Source organism: Acinetobacter sp. YH12136 (assembly GCF_013418545.1).
GTDB classification, from domain to species: Bacteria; Pseudomonadota; Gammaproteobacteria; order Pseudomonadales; family Moraxellaceae; genus Acinetobacter; species Acinetobacter towneri.
The window spans coordinates 38,074-53,118 of sequence record NZ_VPBV01000016.1; the positions used below are offsets into that span (position 1 = coordinate 38,074).

A 15,045-nucleotide genomic window follows, 5' to 3' on the forward strand; every position below is an offset into this window, starting at 1 on the left:
CGCGTATCAGATAACATCATGTTGTTATCAAAATTAGGATTGGCGTATTTATTATGCAATATACGTTTGATTATTTGGTTTTCATTGGCCGCTTTCAGCCATTTCATTTGGCGCATTTGCAAACCATTCAAATTGCGTTAGCACGTAGTCATTATGTGATTTTGGCATTAGGTTCTGCACAAAATGAGCGCAATTTAAAAAATCCGTTTTTAGCCAAAGAACGTGAGCAGATGATTTTGTCTAACTTTTCACCTGAGATGCAAGAACGGATTAAGTTTGTGCATGTCGTAGATGTCTACAATGATGAAAAATGGCAAAAACTAGTCAAATCTTTAGTCGGTGAATTGATTCAACCGCAAGATCGTGTTGGTTTAATTGGGCATTTTAAAGATGACTCGTCTTATTATTTAAAGTTTTTCCCTGAATGGGAGATGGTAGAATTAGACAGCTTGCAAGATGCCATGTCTGCTACGCCTGCACGTGAGGCTTATTATCGTGGGGAAATACAGCCTAATTTTTTCCCTCAAGGCACAATTGATTTCTTAACCGCATTTCAAAACACGGAAATTTATCGTCAATTACAAGACAAATACCAGCAGCAGGACAGCAGTAATTTGACGGAGTAATCCAGTTTTTAAATGAAAAAGGATGATTGAAAAAGCTTTCAATCATCCAGAACATTGTGTTTTTTTAGAGGCTGAAAATTAAGCCTGTAAAGCGGTTAAATCCGCAAGCACTTGCTCGGCATGTCCTGCAGCTTTGACTTTACGATATTCTTTCAGTAATTGACCTTGATGGAAAATAAAAGTAGAGCGTTCAATGCCCATAACTTTTTTGCCATACATATTTTTTTCTTTAATCACATCAAACAACTGACACAATACTTCTTCTTTATCGCTAATCAAGTTGATGCCTAAAGATTGTTTTTCGGTAAAGTTTTGATGGGCTTTGACTGAGTCGCGCGAAATGCCAATGATGGTGGTATTAAGCGCATCAAATTGTGGCTTTAGCGCAGTAAAATCGACAGCTTGTGTGGTGCAGCCTGGGGTAGAATCTTTCGGGTAAAAATACACCACTAACCAATCTGTACCAAGTTCGGTTAAATTGACTTCGCCTGTGGTTGCAGGAAAAGCTTGATTTGGTAATTGAATTGTCGTGCTCATATTTTTCTCCAAAATCATGCACATAAAAAACTAGCCACATAAAGTGGCTAGTTGAAATTGTTAAGAAAAATTATTTTTTCTCAGCCGCTTTCATTGCTTCTTCAGTTAAGGTTTTTAATTTACCTGTAAGCTGAGGACCAAAACAAGTTTGCAAATCTTTATTTTGCTTTTGTACAAAAGCTAAAGTCGCAGGGCTCTTTTTCTGGTTAATTGCGCTTTGAATTTCCCATTTTTGAGCGTTGGTTAATTTACCATCTGCTTCTACTGCACAAGTACAATATTTGCTTACTTCAGCTGTAGTCAGTTTTTTGCCTTTTGCAGTTTCTTCTTTACAAACATTAATTAAAGCTGCTTTTACATTGGTGCTTTTATATGCTTGTTGCAACTTGTCATTATTTGCGTGTGTCGTTGTTGCGAATAATGCAGCAACAGACATAATCGCAGAAACTATAATGTTTGATTTTAAATTTTTCATACACTTTACCTTGTTATGACGGTATATAACGCGTTGGGTCTGCAACACCGGCATCGGCAAAACCTTGTTTGCGTAAGCGACAGCTGTCACATTTACCACAAGCACGTCCTTGGTCATCTGCTTGGTAGCAAGAAACCGTTTGACTATAGTCTACGCCATGTTCAATACCTAAGCGAATAATATTTGCTTTGGATAAATGTAACAAAGGTGTCTCAAATTTTAACGGTTTGCCTTCTACGCCAACTTTGGTTGCCAAGCGTGCCATATTGGCAAAAGCATCAATAAATTCAGGACGACAGTCAGGATAGCCCGAATAATCTACCGCATTAATACCAATCACAATTGCTTCTGCATCAAAAACTTCGGCAGCTGCCAAAGCATAAGACAGGAAGATGGTATTACGCGCAGGCACATAAGTCACAGGAATACCTTCTTGCTCATGATCAGGTACTTCAATGCTGTGATCGGTCAGGGCAGAACCGCCCAAGTTGCCTAAATCAATATTAATCACACGATGCTCAATGCCTGTATTTTTAGTCAAGGCACGTGCAGCATCTAGCTCTGTAGTCGAGCGTTGACCATACATAAAACTAAGTGCAATACATTCATAACGCGCTTGTGCCCATGCCAAACACGTGGTTGAGTCTAATCCACCAGATAACAATACAATGGCACGAGGGCGCATAATTGAACTCCAAATTTTAAAATATAGCGATAGAACTTGAGCAAAAGTGTGAAGATTGACGTCAATACGAATGGGGATTCGTGAGGAGATTAACGACCTGTTTCATCATTCCAAAGCAATTTATGTAATTGCAATTGGAAACGAACAGGGAGATGGTCGGCTAAAATCCACTGTGCCAAATCACGTGCAAGTTGTGGCAAGGCGACTGCACCTTTTTCGACAGCAAATGCAGGGGAGAACCACACTGTATCGACTTTTTTATGCAACTGATATTGCTCAACTTGCTGCTTCGCCCAAAGATAATCGTCATGATTGCAAATCACAAATTTGATTTGATCATGTGGGTTTAAAAAATCTAAATTTGATAATAAGTTGCGTGACATTTCACCCGATGCAGGGGTTTTTAAATCCAGCACCTTCGACACACGGTTATCCACTTTAGAAATATCTAAAGCTCCACTGGTTTCCAAAGACACTTCACAACCTAAATCTGCCAAGCGTTGCATGAGTGGCAGTGCATTCGGTTGAGCCAGAGGTTCACCGCCCGTCACACATACATACGGTGTTTTAAATTCTAGCGTGGTTTGGATGATGTCATCTAAAGATTGACGTTCGCCACCTTCAAAAGAATAAGTGGTATCACAGTAATGGCAACGCAATGGACAACCCGTTAAACGAATAAACACGGTTGGCAAGCCCGATGTATTGGCTTCGCCCTGCAATGAATAGAAAATCTCCGTAATGCGTAAACCCGCAGACGGATCAGAAACAGGAATAGCGGAAGATCGCAGCGTACTCATAATATTCATCACAGTATATAAAAAACAAAAATCCCTACGATCATTGCTGATCGTAGAGATGCTGAAGACTGAAAGGAAATTAGTCTTCGCGTAATAAATCGTTCAAGCTGGTTTTTGCACGTGTTTTGGCATCCACCTTTTTCACGATGATAGCCGCATATAGGCTGTAAGTGCCACACTTAGATGGCAAGTTACCTGATACGACAACAGAGCCAGCAGGTACACGACCGTAGTGGATTTCGCCCGTTTCGCGGTCATAAATTTTGGTCGATTGACCAATATAAACGCCCATAGAAATGACAGAACCTTCTTCCACAATCACGCCTTCAACAATTTCAGAACGTGCGCCAATGAAGCAGTTGTCTTCAATAATTGTTGGATTTGCTTGAAGTGGCTCAAGTACTCCACCAATACCTACACCACCCGATAAATGCACGTTTTTACCAATTTGTGCACATGAACCTACCGTTGCCCATGTATCAACCATGGTGCCTTCATCTACATAAGCGCCAATATTGACATAAGATGGCATTAACACCACATTTTTGGCTTGGAATGAACCTTTACGTGCAACTGCTGGCGGTACAACACGCACACCTGCTTGTTTGAATTGCTCGTCAGTCCAACCTGTAAATTTCGTGTCTACTTTGTCGTAGAAACGCAAATCGCAAGATTCAATTGGCTTGTTATCATTGAGTTTAAAAGATAACAAAACTGCCTTTTTTAACCATTGGTGAACGATCCACTCACCATTAATTTTTTCAGCAACGCGTAATGTGCCGTTATCTAAACCTGCAATTGCTTGTTCAACTGCCTGACGAATTTCAGAGGGACAATCTGCAGCGCTGAAATTAGCGCGGTCTTCAAATGCTTGTTCAATGATTGTTGAAAGCTGAGACATCGATGTTCTTACCAGAAAAAAATTTTCCAAAGATTTTACACTATATTGAGTGAGGAATAGATAAAAATTGGAACAGATTGGAATTTATCCTTAGTAAGATAAACAAGTTAAGTTGCGCGCTAAATTGTTGAAGTTTTGAAAATAAATGCTTTTGCAATAAACAATAAAAATAAATTTGTATCAAAAGATAACATAAACCTAGCAAATCTTGCATAAATACTGAGCGCAATAAGCTTTATAGTTTTCACATGAAAAACGAACGAATGAAAATTCAAAAAAGCTTTAGTTTGAGGAGAAACACAATGAAAACTTTACATACAATTTTAGCCGCTTCGGTATTGGCAGCAGTTGCAGGTTCTGCAATGGCAGATACAGCTGTGGTAAAAGATGGCTATGCGTTTGATCGTAACCAATTAATTCCAACAGGTGTACGTGCTGAAGTAGGTACAACTGGTTATGGTGGTGCATTGCTTTGGACTGCAAACCCGTATGTGGGTTTAGCACTGGGTTATAACGGTGGTGATATTTCTTGGTCGGATGATGTCAAAATTGATGGTTCTGAATATGACCTAGATATGGATAACAACAACGTTTATTTAAATGCTGAACTTCGTCCATGGGGTGCAAGTGCTAACCGTTGGGCACAAGGTGTTTATGTAGCTGCGGGTGTAGCTTATTTAGACAATGATTATGGTCTTGAGCGTCGTGTTCAACCAGGTGAGGCCTTTAAAGTAAATAATACTAACTTTATCGCTGATCAAAATGGCAATGGTGTCGATATTAAAGGTCATATGGAATATAAAAATGACATCGCACCTTACTTAGGTTTAGGTTTTGCTCCAAAGATTAACAATAACTGGGGCGTGTTTGGTGAGGTTGGTGCATATTATACAGGTAATCCAAAAGTATCTTTAACAGGTAGTGGTGATGCTTTGACTGGCGGTCAAGACTTCCAAGATGCCTTACGTGCTGAAGAGCGAAAAATTGCCAATGATGACAAATACGAATGGATGCCAGTAGCGAAACTAGGTGTAAGTTACCACTGGTAATATCCATTAGTTTTAGCTAAACCTTAAAAAACGAGCTTCGGCTCGTTTTTTGTGTCTTAAAAGCGATGTGCTAATTTCAAGTGATAAACCCAAGCCTCACGTTGTTCGAGTGAAGAAAAACTTGAAATTTGAGTGATCAATGACTGTGGTTGTACCGTGTCTGGCTTGGTAAAGTGCAAATAATGCAGACCTGCAATCATAAACGTTTTGGGGTTAAAGTGATAAACTGCGCCCGTACCAACACCAACATAACCATCTACAGGGTTTAAACTTGAGGCAGGATTACCTGCACCAGAATCCCATAATCCTTCCACCGCAGTGATCCACTTGGGTGACCATTGATGGGCAAAACCCAAACGCGTAGACCATTGATTCTTTTGATAATCAATCAGGTTGAACTGATTACCTAGTCCTTCAGATTGCAGAATTGCTGCAAATTGAGTGGGTTGAATTTTAAAATATTGCCAATTGACCCATCGCAATGATCCATACAGAAAATTTTGTGCAGGTAAACCTGTGTGAAAATCTAAATTCACCGATTCAGGTGTCTGAATTTCAGTTGCTTGTTGTGGTGCAATCTCTAAAGGAAATCCCCAAATACTTTCGCTTGCATTGGTACTGTGCTTGATTTTAGAGCGATAGGTAATTGCTGTATTAAATGCATATTCAGGAATTTGGTAGCTTACACCTGCCAACCAACCCCACGCATGGTCTTTTGGAAAATGTACGTGATAATCAAAAAAGGTATAGTCAACTTGTGTACCAATTTTCAGATCACCTGAAAATGACTGGTAACTCAGACCTGTAAAGAGGTTCCAATGTTGTGTGGGTTGATAGCCAATAAGCGCTGTAATATTTCTTGAGTCAAACTTAATATCTGCATTTTCTATAGGTAAAGGTTCGCCTGAAAGAATAGGACTATAGTGATAATCCACATCAACAAAATAAGGTTGGTCAAATAATAACGCCACAGAAATTTGTGGATGTGGTTGTAATTTTAATGCAGCTTGGATGAAGTGTTGATTATTGACTAAATTGCCTGTTGAAAAATCTTGAACGCCTAATTCGGCAATATTTTGTTGATGCTGTACCTGACCTGAAATATTGGTATCCACGTGTAGCAAAGCGACTTCCGCATAATTTCCTTTTTCAAATAATGCATGTACCGATTGACCGCTACGTTCTAAAGCGGCAGCAGAGGCATAACCTAGCGGCAGGACACACAGCAATCCAACAAAAATGTGAAATTTCATGTTACGTCCTTGGTCTAAATTATACAATTGTGTTTAAAATCAAATTACGTTTTTTATTATTGATTATATTTTATTCATGTTTCTGATAAATTAAAATCATTATTTTGATTATTTCTAGGCATTTAGATCAGCAAGAATTTTGCCAGAGAACTAAAAGAGAGCCTAGGCTCTCTTATGCATTATTGTTTTATTCTTCAGGATAGGCGATACGTTTTAAAGCTTTAATATCGGCATTCGGTGCACATAAAGAAATAAACTCATAGCCATAGCCACGTAGTAAATGTCCTTTGCGAACCGCAATCCATGTGGTGTTTACCCCAAAAATATCGGTCTGGATTTGTTTTAGACGGTAATCGCGTTCTGCATCGTATGCCACATTGTTTACCACGCCTACGCCCATGCCCAATTCAACATAGGTTTTAATGACATCTGCATCAAGTGCAGACATAACGATATTGACATCAATTCCTGCATCGGTAAATGCTTTGTCAATTTTAGAACGTCCCGTAAAGCCGCCGTGATAAGTGATGATTGGATATTCTGCCAAATCGGTCAGGCTAATCTCAGTTTTACTGGCTAAAGGATGATCTTGCGGGGTAATAATGCTGTGGCGCCAGTCATAATAAGGCACACTTGCCAAGTTCTCTTCAGTGGTTAGAGATTCGGTTGCAATACCAATATCGGCTTCACCTTGCAGCAGCATTTCGGCAATTTCAACAGGGCTGGCTTGTTGCAAAATCAAATGTACTTTAGGGAATTCTTTCTTAAACAAATTCACAATAGGCGGCAGCACATAACGCGCTTGGGTATGTGTAGTCGCAATGGTGAGCGTGCCTTCATCGACTTTATTAAAGTCATCGGCAAGGCGTTTAATGTTATCTGCATCAACCAACATGCGTTCGACAATACTCAGCAAAGCTTGTCCTGGCTCGGTTAAACCTAGTAGACGTTTGCCTTTGCGCACAAAAAGCTGCACACCAAGCTCATCTTCAAGGTCTTTAATGTGCTTACTCACGCCCGATTGAGAGGTGTATAGTGCTGCAGACGCTTCGGTTAAATTAAAGTTTTGCCGAACGGTTTCTCTAATAATTCTAAGTTGTTGGAAATTCATAGTGGTGCAACCCTAAAAAGGATGGAGCGGGTTAGGCTCCATCTTGATGTCCTTATGCGACTTGATTTTCAAATAAATGTAAAGTGATTACACTTAACCAAACCGTTTGATTTGGGCGGAATTGGTGCAGTTTCGCTTCATCTGCGGTGAGTGCAATTTCAATCAAATTCCCTTGACGATCTTGCAATTCTGCAACTACTTTACCAGCAATCCAAACCTCACGTAAGAAGGTCGCTTGAATGGTATTTTCCTGTGGTTGGGCATGAATATGCAACTCATCTGGACGTGCAAATGCAATCACTTTGCCTTGAGGCGCATTCGGTTGATTGAGAAGCTGTACGCGATCTTCACCAATTTGCACAATCCCTTGATGATGTTGTCCTTCAAAACGGTTGGCTTGACCTAAGAAGTCAAATACAAACGGAGTTGCAGGCTGTTCATACACTTCACGCGGTGAACCAATTTGTTCGACATTACCTTTGTTCATGACAATAATTTGATCGGCAACTTCGAGTGCTTCTTCCTGATCGTGGGTCACGAAAATTGAAGTGATGTGTAATTCATCATGCAAAGTTCTTAACCAACGACGTAATTCTTTACGCACTTTGGCATCAAGCGCACCAAAAGGTTCATCCAATAACAATACGCGTGGTTCTACCGCTAAGGCACGTGCCAAAGCAATACGTTGACGTTGTCCACCCGATAATTGTGCAGGATAACGGTCTGCTAAAAAGCTTAACTGTACCAAGTCGAGTAAACGCATAACACGCTTTTTAATCTCGGCTTCTGAAGGTCGGGTTGCACGTGGACGTACCCGTAAACCAAATGCGATATTGTCAAATACGGTCATGTGGCGGAATAGGGCATAGTGCTGGAAAACGAAACCGACTTGACGTTCGCGTACATGCACTTTGGTTGCGTCCTGACCTTCTAAAATCACTTGCCCACGATCTGCCGATTCTAGCCCCGCAATAATACGCAACAAGGTGGTTTTACCACAGCCTGAAGGCCCAAGCAGTGCTACCAATTGACCATCTGGAAAATCGAGGGAGATGTCTTTAAGTGCATGGAATGCACCAAAATTTTTTTCAATATTTTTAACTTGAATACTCATGCGGTCATTCCTTAAGAAACAGTTGAATCTTCATTGCGTTGGTTTTGCTTTTCTTGGCGAATTTCAACCCAAGTTTTTAAAATCAGGGTCACAATCGCGAGAAGTGCCAAGAGAGAGGACACCGCAAACGCAGCACTAAAGGTATATTCGTTATAGAGAATTTCGACGTGCAGCGGTAGGGTGTTGGTTTCTCCGCGAATATGCCCCGATACCACAGATACCGCGCCAAACTCACCCATTGCGCGGGCATTACACAGAATCACGCCGTAAATTAACCCCCATTTTATGTTTGGCAAAGTGACTTTCCAGAAGGTCTGCCAACCCGATGCACCTAATACAATCGCAGCTTCTTCTTCCTCTGTGCCTTGCGCTTCCATTAAAGGAATCAATTCACGCGCCACAAAAGGTACAGTAATGAAGATGGTGGCAATCACAATTGCAGGCACGGCATATAAAACTTTGATGTCGTGTTCCATCAACCAGCCGCCCATCCAGCCTTGTGTGCCAAAAATCAGGACTAACATTAAACCTGCAATCACAGGAGAAACTGAAAAAGGCATATCAATTAAGGTGATGAGAATTGACTTGCCACGGAAATTGAATTTCGCCACTGACCACGCTGCGGCAATACCAAATACCACGTTTAAAGGTACGGCAATGGCTGCAGTGAGTAAGGTTAATTTCACTGCCGATAAAGTGTCAGGATGCACCAATGCTTGTGCATAGACACCAATGCCTTGTTTAAAGGCTTCTACAAAAACCAAAATCAGCGGCAAAATCAGACAGCTTAAGAAGAAAATGAAGGCAATTGCAATCAGGGTATAGCGTACCCAAGTCGGTTCACGTGTTGCATCGCGTGATTGTAGTTTTTCAGCCAAAGCATTGCTGTTGGTATTTAAACTCATCGTGCAGTTCTCCCTGTGCGACGACTTGCCCATGCTTGTAATAAGTTAATTAAGAACAGCATGACAAAAGAAATCAGCAACATCACCACAGCAATTGTGGTTGCACCTGCGTAGTCATATTCTTCTAAACGAGAAATAATCATTAAGGGTGCAATTTCAGTTTTAAATGGTTGGTTACCTGCAATGAAAATCACCGAGCCATATTCACCCACGCCACGCGCAAATGCGAGGGCAAAACCTGTAATCAGTGCAGGCAATAAAATAGGGAAAATCACTTTGGTGACAATTTGAAAGCGGTTAGCCCCTAGCGCAGATGCTGCTTCTTCCAACTCGGTTTCTAAGTCACTGAGTACGGGTTGCACGGTACGCACAACAAATGGAATACCAATAAAAATCAGGGCAAGGGTAATCCCGATAGGGGTATACGCGACTTTAATGCCTAATGGTTCTAAATATTGTCCAATCCAGCCAGTCGGTGCGTATAAAGAAGTCAGGGCAATACCCGCAACTGCAGTAGGCAATGCAAAAGGTAAATCGACCAAAGAATCTATAATACGTTTGCCCGGAAAGCTGTATCGTACCAAACACCATGCCAATAATAAGCCGAAGACGACATTAATAAAGGCTGCAATGAGCGCAGCGCTAAAACTGAGTTGCAAAGATTTTTGGATACGTTCTGAACTTAAAATTTCCCATAAACCATCCCAACCGATACCCAGCGATTTAATAAATACAGCCGATAAGGGAATAAGAACAATTAAGGATAAATACGCTAGGGTAAAGCCTAGAGAAAGACCAAATCCTGGCAGCACTTTGGATCGCTGCGACATGATGACTCCTCAAAAGAGAGAATGAGTGTTTGAAAACAAACAGATAAAAGTAAAAGATAAATTCGGCACAAGCATAATTTGCGAAGATTAAATTGCAAATTTGAATAAATACTTGTTGTTATCAGAAATACTGATATGTGATTGCATATTTTCTGCAATCAAATAATCATAAATTTCAGGAAATGCCCCAAAGCCTGATGCAACATTAATATGACCCACTTGTCCTAAATTAATCGGTGTTAATTGCCATGCTTGGGCAAGTGCCTGTGCATCTGCAAAACTTAGCCACGGGTCATTTTCACTGATCAATAAGCGTGTCGGTACAGCCAATTTAAGTTGCTGAAAATAAGCCGAATAATTGCTTTGGCTGTGTTGTGCAAAACCAGATTCACCAAAACGGGCAGGGTTAGCAGGTGCAACCAAAACCACATTTTTAATTTTCGCCTGCAATTTAGGTTGCTGTGCTAAGGCTGCCACTGTGGTCAGACAACCAAAGCTGTGCGCCACAATTTGAATATCGTTCTGAATCGGGGCAACTGTTTTGACAAATTCAGCAACCCAGTTCTGTAAAATTGGGCTATTCCAGTCTGACTGTTGTACACGCGAGCAAGACATGAGTTGTCGTTGTAACCAAGATTGCCAGTGCGCATATTCACTGCCACCTACACCTGGAACAATTACGGTATGAATCATGTCGATGCTCCTTCGCATATTTCAGCCTGAAATAATGATCTGAATAACGCTTGAATATGAATTGAACCCATCATTTTCAGCTTTGGCTGTGATCACTTGGATTCAAAACTCAGTAAGATAATGCTGTAAAATTCATGTTTTAAATAATCTGCAACAAGGATAACGAGAGTTTCTATGCAAAAAAAATAATTAAAAATGAATTTTATATGAATAAAAGAGATATATGTGAATCAGGTAAAAATGCGTTTGTGAAAACACCCGCATTTTTCAATTTGGGTGTTTTCAGCTAGAGCTTTGGTATGATTTACCTTTCGGAGTATTATTTGGTTTGGTTGGCTTTGATAATCTGATCGAAAATGCCATCATTTTCAAAGTGTTGCTTCTGAACTTTGCTCCATCCACCAAACTCTTGATCAATAGTCACCAACTTCAATGGTTTAAATTGCGACTTATATTGTGCCAACACCGTAGCATTACGTGGTCGGTAATAATTCTTCGCAGCAATGTTTTGACCCGCAGGCGAATAGAGATAGTTTAAATAGGCTTTGGCTAAGTGTTGATTGCCATCTTTTTGCACATTTTTCTCTACAATCGCCACAGGCGGTTCAGCCAAAATAGATAGAGAAGGCGTGATGATCTCAAATTTACCCGGTTGTTCACGCACGGCTAAATAGGCTTCATTTTCCCAAGCTAACAAAACATCACCAATGCCACGTTCTGCAAAAGTGGTGGTTGAGCCACGTGCGCCTGAATCCAATACTTTGGTTTGTTTATAAATTTGGCGAACAAACTCTTGCGCTTTAGCATCATTGCCCGCAGGTTGATGTTTTGCCCATGCCCACGCTGCCAAATAGTTCCAGCGTGCACCGCCAGATGTTTTTGGATTTGGAGTAATGATTTCCACACCAGGTTTGACCAAATCGCCCCAATCTCGAATACCTTTCGGGTTGCCTTTACGCACTAAAAATACAATTGTGGATGTATAAGGGGGCGAGTTGTGCGGAAATTTCTTTTGCCAGTCTTTAGGTAATAGACCGCGTTTGGCAATTTCATCAATATCGGCAGCCAGTGCCAAAGTCACGACATCGGCACCTAGACCATCAATCACCGCACGTGCCTGTTTGCCCGAACCGCCATGTGATTGTTTAAAGTTAATGTTTTGCCCGGTGGCTTTTTTCCAGTACGCACCGAAATCTTTGTTAAAGTTATCGTATAATTCACGGGTTGGATCGTAGGAAACATTCAGAAAGTCTTTTGCAGAAACGCTCAAGGTTGTTGCCGAAAGTACTGCCGCCAGTAGTCCAATTTTCAGTTTTGTAAAGTTCATGTTTGACCTCAGGTATTAAATCTGTTGTTGAATGAGGCAAGCATATCGGTAGTCTATTTGCTGAAAAAATAATTTAAAATGCGGTGAATATCAGTAAATGATAAATATAAATTTCTTCATTGTTTTCTATATTTAGAGATAAATAACGAGTACTTCTTCCATGCAGTGTTATAAAAATGCCAAGCCTACCGAGCAGATTCATGTGTTAGATCGCGCGTTTCATTATGGTGATGGATGCTTTAGCACTGCACGTATTCGCCAAAATCAAATTGAATTACTTGACCGCCATTTGGCGCGTTTGCAATATGCTAATCGCCAACTTTCTTTAAATGCCAATCTTGAGTTAATCACTGAAACGCTGACACTTTTAAAGCAGGCGCATGGTGAATTAAACGGTACTTTAAAGATTGTTTTAAGTCGTGGTGTGGGGCAGCGAGGTTACAGTTTGCCTGATCATCCTGCCGATGTTTGGGTGTTTTTCTATCCACAAGTGCAAGCATCTTTAGATATGGCATATCATTATGACATCATTCAAAGTGGCGTCTTGACTCAAGCGATTGGACTGAGCATGCCGAATTTAGTTGGGCTGAAAAGTCTAAACCGAATTGAACAGGTATTGCTCAAACAAGAAGCCGATCAAAAAGGCTGGACAGAAGCTTTGGTTACTGATGTACAGGGCAGTGTGGTTGAAGGTGTGAGTAGTAATTGTTTCATTCGTATAAACAATACATGGATTACTCCGCAACTTGGTTATAATGGCGTGCACGGTGTCATGCGGGCAGAAATTTTATCGCGCATGCAACAACAGAATTTGCATTGTGAACAGCGTGATATTCATGCTGCGGAAATTGCGCAGATTCAAAGTCTGTTTTTCTGTAATGCTTTAACGCCCATGAAAATTGTCAGCCATTTAGGGCAGCAGGTTTTAGATGTGCAGCCGTGTGTGGAATTATTTAAGCAACTTCAACTGAATCAGATTCATTCTTATGTCTAAGCGCCCATCAAAATCTAAAAAGAAAACCAAAACTATGTGGTCTAAGCGTGCTATTCAGGGCACGCTTATTTTTATACTTGGACTGTTTTTGGTCATTGGCATGATCTTATGGTCAAGCTTATTCAAAGATTATCCTGTTGAAGGCAAAAAACAATTATTGGCCATTAATGATGGTGATACCTATTCGCGCTTTATTGATCGTTTGGCAGAGCAAGATCATGTGAATTTTCCTATAGTTTTAAAGCTGTATCAACGGGTGATGATTCACGACAGCATGAAAAAAGGCGTGTATGAAGTCCGTCAGGGCATGAGTGTGCGTCAGGTTATGGAAATGATCGCCAATGCTGAAAATGCACAAATGAACCGTATTTTGGTGATCGAAGGTACGACCTTTAAACAATTGATTGATGCGTTAAAGAAAGATGAACTGGTCACCAAAGAAGTGTCGCACTTGCCGTATGATCAAATGCTAAAAGCTTTAAATATCCCTTTTGCACATCCCGAAGGTTTATTTGCGCCGAATACTTATTTCTTTGCCAAAGGTGAAACTGACCGTAAAATTTTAACCGATTTGTATCAGCGTCAAATGAAATCATTGGATGATGCTTGGAATAATCGTGCGGCAGATTTGCCCTATAAAAATAAATATGAAGCTTTAATCATGGCGTCCATTATTGAAAAAGAAACCAATGTTGATGCGGAATTAGAGCAAGTTTCAGGTGTGTTTGTACGTCGTTTAAAACTGGGTATGCGTTTACAGACTGACCCAACCGTGATTTATGGTATGGGAGATCGTTATCAGGGCAATATTACCCGTCAGGATTTACGCACTCCAACGCCATACAACACCTATACCATGAGTGGTTTAACGCCAACGCCAATTGCATTGCCAAGTCAAAAAGCCATTGAAGCGGCGATGCATCCAGACCAATCTGACAACATTTATTTTGTCGCGACAGGTAATGGTGGACATAAATTTAGCACCAATTTGCAAGATCATAACCGTGCCGTGCAGGAATATTTAAATGTACTGCGCGCGAAAAAATCAGGGGAATAAGCATGTTTATCAGTTTTGAAGGCACCGAAGGGGTAGGCAAAACGACACTCATTCGCCGTATTCATGATTATTTTACTGCACAAGGTCAAGAGGTGGTTTTAACCCGTGAGCCAGGTGGAACCCCTATGGCAGAGCAAATTCGTGCTTTGTTACTCGCGGTCAACCATGAAGAAAAAATGTGTTCAGACACTGAGTTATTGTTGATGTATGCAGCGCGTGCTCAGCATTTAGATCAGGTGATTTTACCAGCAATGGCTGCAGGAAAAACTGTACTATGTGACCGTTTTAGCGATGCCAGTTTTGCTTATCAATGTGCGGGACGTGGTTTAAGTGAAAGCAAGTTGATGACTTTAAACAATAACTTTGTCGCACGTATGCCTGACTTAACTTTTTGGCTCGATGCACCGATTGAACTGGGTATGACCCGTGCACGTGCGCGTGGAGCGCTTGATCGTTTTGAGCAAGAGAAAGCCACTTTTTTTGAGAAAGTAAGGGGTGGCTATCAATCTTTGTGGGAGCGACATCCTGAGCGGGTGAAGCGCTTAGATGCAACACAAAGTCCAGATCAAGTCTTTGCACAGGCAATGCAATATTTACAGCCAAATACTTAACAAGCGAATCAGTCATTCTTGCGCATTTGATTGAATGGAAAAATCTTCTATAGTGGAAATGCTTTAGAAGATTTTTT

The 15,045-nt window shown here is 40.8% G+C and carries 17 protein-coding genes; 5 read left to right on the forward strand and 12 right to left on the reverse strand.

Annotated features, from left to right (window positions below; genetic code table 11):
- Positions 1–53 precede the first annotated feature (53 nt).
- Positions 54–626, forward strand: coding sequence for a nicotinate-nicotinamide nucleotide adenylyltransferase (locus FTU71_RS08790; protein WP_096901115.1), 573 nt, complete (start codon positions 54–56; stop codon positions 624–626).
- Between the two features lie 78 nt (positions 627–704).
- Here the strand turns inward: FTU71_RS08790 and FTU71_RS08795 are convergent, their stop codons facing one another.
- The 5 genes from FTU71_RS08795 to dapD form a co-directional block, all read right to left on the reverse strand.
- Positions 705–1,163, reverse strand: coding sequence for a peroxiredoxin (locus tag FTU71_RS08795; RefSeq protein WP_096901114.1), 459 nt, complete (start codon positions 1,161–1,163; stop codon positions 705–707).
- Between the two features lie 70 nt (positions 1,164–1,233).
- Positions 1,234–1,638 carry a hypothetical protein gene (locus FTU71_RS08800; protein WP_004971768.1) on the reverse strand — a complete coding sequence of 135 codons (405 nt, stop codon included), beginning with the start codon at positions 1,636–1,638 and terminating at the stop codon, positions 1,234–1,236.
- 13 nt (positions 1,639–1,651) lie between these two features.
- Complete coding sequence (queC, locus tag FTU71_RS08805) at positions 1,652–2,323, reverse strand: 7-cyano-7-deazaguanine synthase QueC (RefSeq protein WP_180111845.1); 672 nt, start codon at positions 2,321–2,323, stop codon at positions 1,652–1,654.
- An 89-nt stretch (positions 2,324–2,412) separates the two neighbouring features.
- The gene (gene queE / locus FTU71_RS08810) at positions 2,413–3,123 is read right to left on the reverse strand and encodes a 7-carboxy-7-deazaguanine synthase QueE (protein ID WP_096901112.1); all 711 of its coding nucleotides are present in this window, start codon (positions 3,121–3,123) and stop codon (positions 2,413–2,415) included.
- A gap of 79 nt (positions 3,124–3,202) precedes the next feature.
- Entirely contained in the window at positions 3,203–4,024 is an 822-nt protein-coding gene (gene dapD, locus FTU71_RS08815; RefSeq protein ID WP_131261166.1) for a 2,3,4,5-tetrahydropyridine-2,6-dicarboxylate N-succinyltransferase, read from the reverse strand.
- 302 nt (positions 4,025–4,326) lie between these two features.
- Between dapD and carO the strand changes: the two genes are divergently transcribed.
- Positions 4,327–5,073, forward strand: coding sequence for an ornithine uptake porin CarO (gene carO / locus FTU71_RS08820; protein ID WP_179989038.1), 747 nt, complete (start codon positions 4,327–4,329; stop codon positions 5,071–5,073).
- A 56-nt stretch (positions 5,074–5,129) separates the two neighbouring features.
- On the opposite strand, the gene FTU71_RS08825 is transcribed toward carO, so the two are convergent.
- The 7 genes from FTU71_RS08825 to FTU71_RS08855 all read right to left on the reverse strand — a co-directional run bounded on the left by FTU71_RS08825 (position 5,130) and on the right by FTU71_RS08855 (position 12,306).
- Positions 5,130–6,326 carry an outer membrane protein transport protein gene (locus FTU71_RS08825; RefSeq protein ID WP_179989037.1) on the reverse strand — a complete coding sequence of 399 codons (1,197 nt, stop codon included), beginning with the start codon at positions 6,324–6,326 and terminating at the stop codon, positions 5,130–5,132.
- 187 nt (positions 6,327–6,513) lie between these two features.
- Positions 6,514–7,437, reverse strand: a complete 924-nt coding sequence (locus tag FTU71_RS08830) for a CysB family HTH-type transcriptional regulator (protein WP_096901109.1) — start codon at positions 7,435–7,437, stop codon at positions 6,514–6,516.
- Positions 7,438–7,489: 52 nt separating this feature from the next.
- A complete protein-coding gene (locus tag FTU71_RS08835; protein WP_154320896.1) occupies positions 7,490–8,551 on the reverse strand; it encodes a sulfate/molybdate ABC transporter ATP-binding protein in 1,062 nt (353 codons plus the stop codon).
- Positions 8,552–8,562: 11 nt separating this feature from the next.
- Positions 8,563–9,456 carry a sulfate ABC transporter permease subunit CysW gene (cysW, locus tag FTU71_RS08840; RefSeq protein ID WP_179993883.1) on the reverse strand — a complete coding sequence of 298 codons (894 nt, stop codon included), beginning with the start codon at positions 9,454–9,456 and terminating at the stop codon, positions 8,563–8,565.
- On the reverse strand, positions 9,453–10,286 hold the full coding sequence (gene cysT, locus FTU71_RS08845) for a sulfate ABC transporter permease subunit CysT (RefSeq protein ID WP_004971748.1): 834 nt from the start codon (positions 10,284–10,286) through the stop codon (positions 9,453–9,455). The genes cysW and cysT overlap by 4 nt, the downstream gene beginning before the upstream one ends.
- Positions 10,287–10,373: 87 nt before the next feature.
- A complete protein-coding gene (locus FTU71_RS08850) occupies positions 10,374–10,979 on the reverse strand; it encodes an alpha/beta hydrolase (protein ID WP_096901106.1) in 606 nt (201 codons plus the stop codon).
- A gap of 319 nt (positions 10,980–11,298) precedes the next feature.
- Positions 11,299–12,306: a sulfate ABC transporter substrate-binding protein gene (locus tag FTU71_RS08855; RefSeq protein WP_179993884.1), complete on the reverse strand. Its 1,008-nt coding sequence runs from the start codon at positions 12,304–12,306 to the stop codon at positions 11,299–11,301.
- Positions 12,307–12,466: 160 nt separating this feature from the next.
- Here FTU71_RS08855 and pabC point away from each other — a divergent pair, with 160 nt between their 5' ends.
- Genes pabC through tmk form a run of 3 tightly spaced genes read left to right on the forward strand, consistent with a single transcriptional unit; the run spans position 12,467 to position 14,968 of the window.
- A complete protein-coding gene (gene pabC / locus FTU71_RS08860) occupies positions 12,467–13,300 on the forward strand; it encodes an aminodeoxychorismate lyase (RefSeq protein ID WP_179993885.1) in 834 nt (277 codons plus the stop codon).
- Positions 13,293–14,357 carry an endolytic transglycosylase MltG gene (gene mltG, locus FTU71_RS08865; protein ID WP_179993886.1) on the forward strand — a complete coding sequence of 355 codons (1,065 nt, stop codon included), beginning with the start codon at positions 13,293–13,295 and terminating at the stop codon, positions 14,355–14,357. Before pabC ends, mltG begins: the two co-directional genes overlap by 8 nt.
- A 2-nt stretch (positions 14,358–14,359) precedes the next feature.
- Positions 14,360–14,968 carry a dTMP kinase gene (tmk, locus tag FTU71_RS08870; RefSeq protein WP_179993887.1) on the forward strand — a complete coding sequence of 203 codons (609 nt, stop codon included), beginning with the start codon at positions 14,360–14,362 and terminating at the stop codon, positions 14,966–14,968.
- Positions 14,969–15,045: the final 77 nt, after the last annotated feature.

Bases quoted from the DNA above. Each gene is read 5' to 3' on its own strand.
- FTU71_RS08790 (WP_096901115.1), top strand. From the start codon at position 54: ATGCAATATACGTTTGATTATTTGGTTTTCATTGGCCGCTTTCAGCCA.
- FTU71_RS08795 (WP_096901114.1), bottom strand. From the start codon at position 1,163: ATGAGCACGACAATTCAATTACCAAATCAAGCTTTTCCTGCAACCACA.
- FTU71_RS08800 (WP_004971768.1), bottom strand. From the start codon at position 1,638: ATGAAAAATTTAAAATCAAACATTATAGTTTCTGCGATTATGTCTGTT.
- queC (WP_180111845.1), bottom strand. From the start codon at position 2,323: ATGCGCCCTCGTGCCATTGTATTGTTATCTGGTGGATTAGACTCAACC.
- queE (WP_096901112.1), bottom strand. From the start codon at position 3,123: ATGAGTACGCTGCGATCTTCCGCTATTCCTGTTTCTGATCCGTCTGCG.
- dapD (WP_131261166.1), bottom strand. From the start codon at position 4,024: ATGTCTCAGCTTTCAACAATCATTGAACAAGCATTTGAAGACCGCGCT.
- carO (WP_179989038.1), top strand. From the start codon at position 4,327: ATGAAAACTTTACATACAATTTTAGCCGCTTCGGTATTGGCAGCAGTT.
- FTU71_RS08825 (WP_179989037.1), bottom strand. From the start codon at position 6,326: ATGAAATTTCACATTTTTGTTGGATTGCTGTGTGTCCTGCCGCTAGGT.
- FTU71_RS08830 (WP_096901109.1), bottom strand. From the start codon at position 7,437: ATGAATTTCCAACAACTTAGAATTATTAGAGAAACCGTTCGGCAAAAC.
- FTU71_RS08835 (WP_154320896.1), bottom strand. From the start codon at position 8,551: ATGAGTATTCAAGTTAAAAATATTGAAAAAAATTTTGGTGCATTCCAT.
- cysW (WP_179993883.1), bottom strand. From the start codon at position 9,456: ATGAGTTTAAATACCAACAGCAATGCTTTGGCTGAAAAACTACAATCA.
- cysT (WP_004971748.1), bottom strand. From the start codon at position 10,286: ATGTCGCAGCGATCCAAAGTGCTGCCAGGATTTGGTCTTTCTCTAGGC.
- FTU71_RS08850 (WP_096901106.1), bottom strand. From the start codon at position 10,979: ATGATTCATACCGTAATTGTTCCAGGTGTAGGTGGCAGTGAATATGCG.
- FTU71_RS08855 (WP_179993884.1), bottom strand. From the start codon at position 12,306: ATGAACTTTACAAAACTGAAAATTGGACTACTGGCGGCAGTACTTTCG.
- pabC (WP_179993885.1), top strand. From the start codon at position 12,467: ATGCAGTGTTATAAAAATGCCAAGCCTACCGAGCAGATTCATGTGTTA.
- mltG (WP_179993886.1), top strand. From the start codon at position 13,293: ATGTCTAAGCGCCCATCAAAATCTAAAAAGAAAACCAAAACTATGTGG.
- tmk (WP_179993887.1), top strand. From the start codon at position 14,360: ATGTTTATCAGTTTTGAAGGCACCGAAGGGGTAGGCAAAACGACACTC.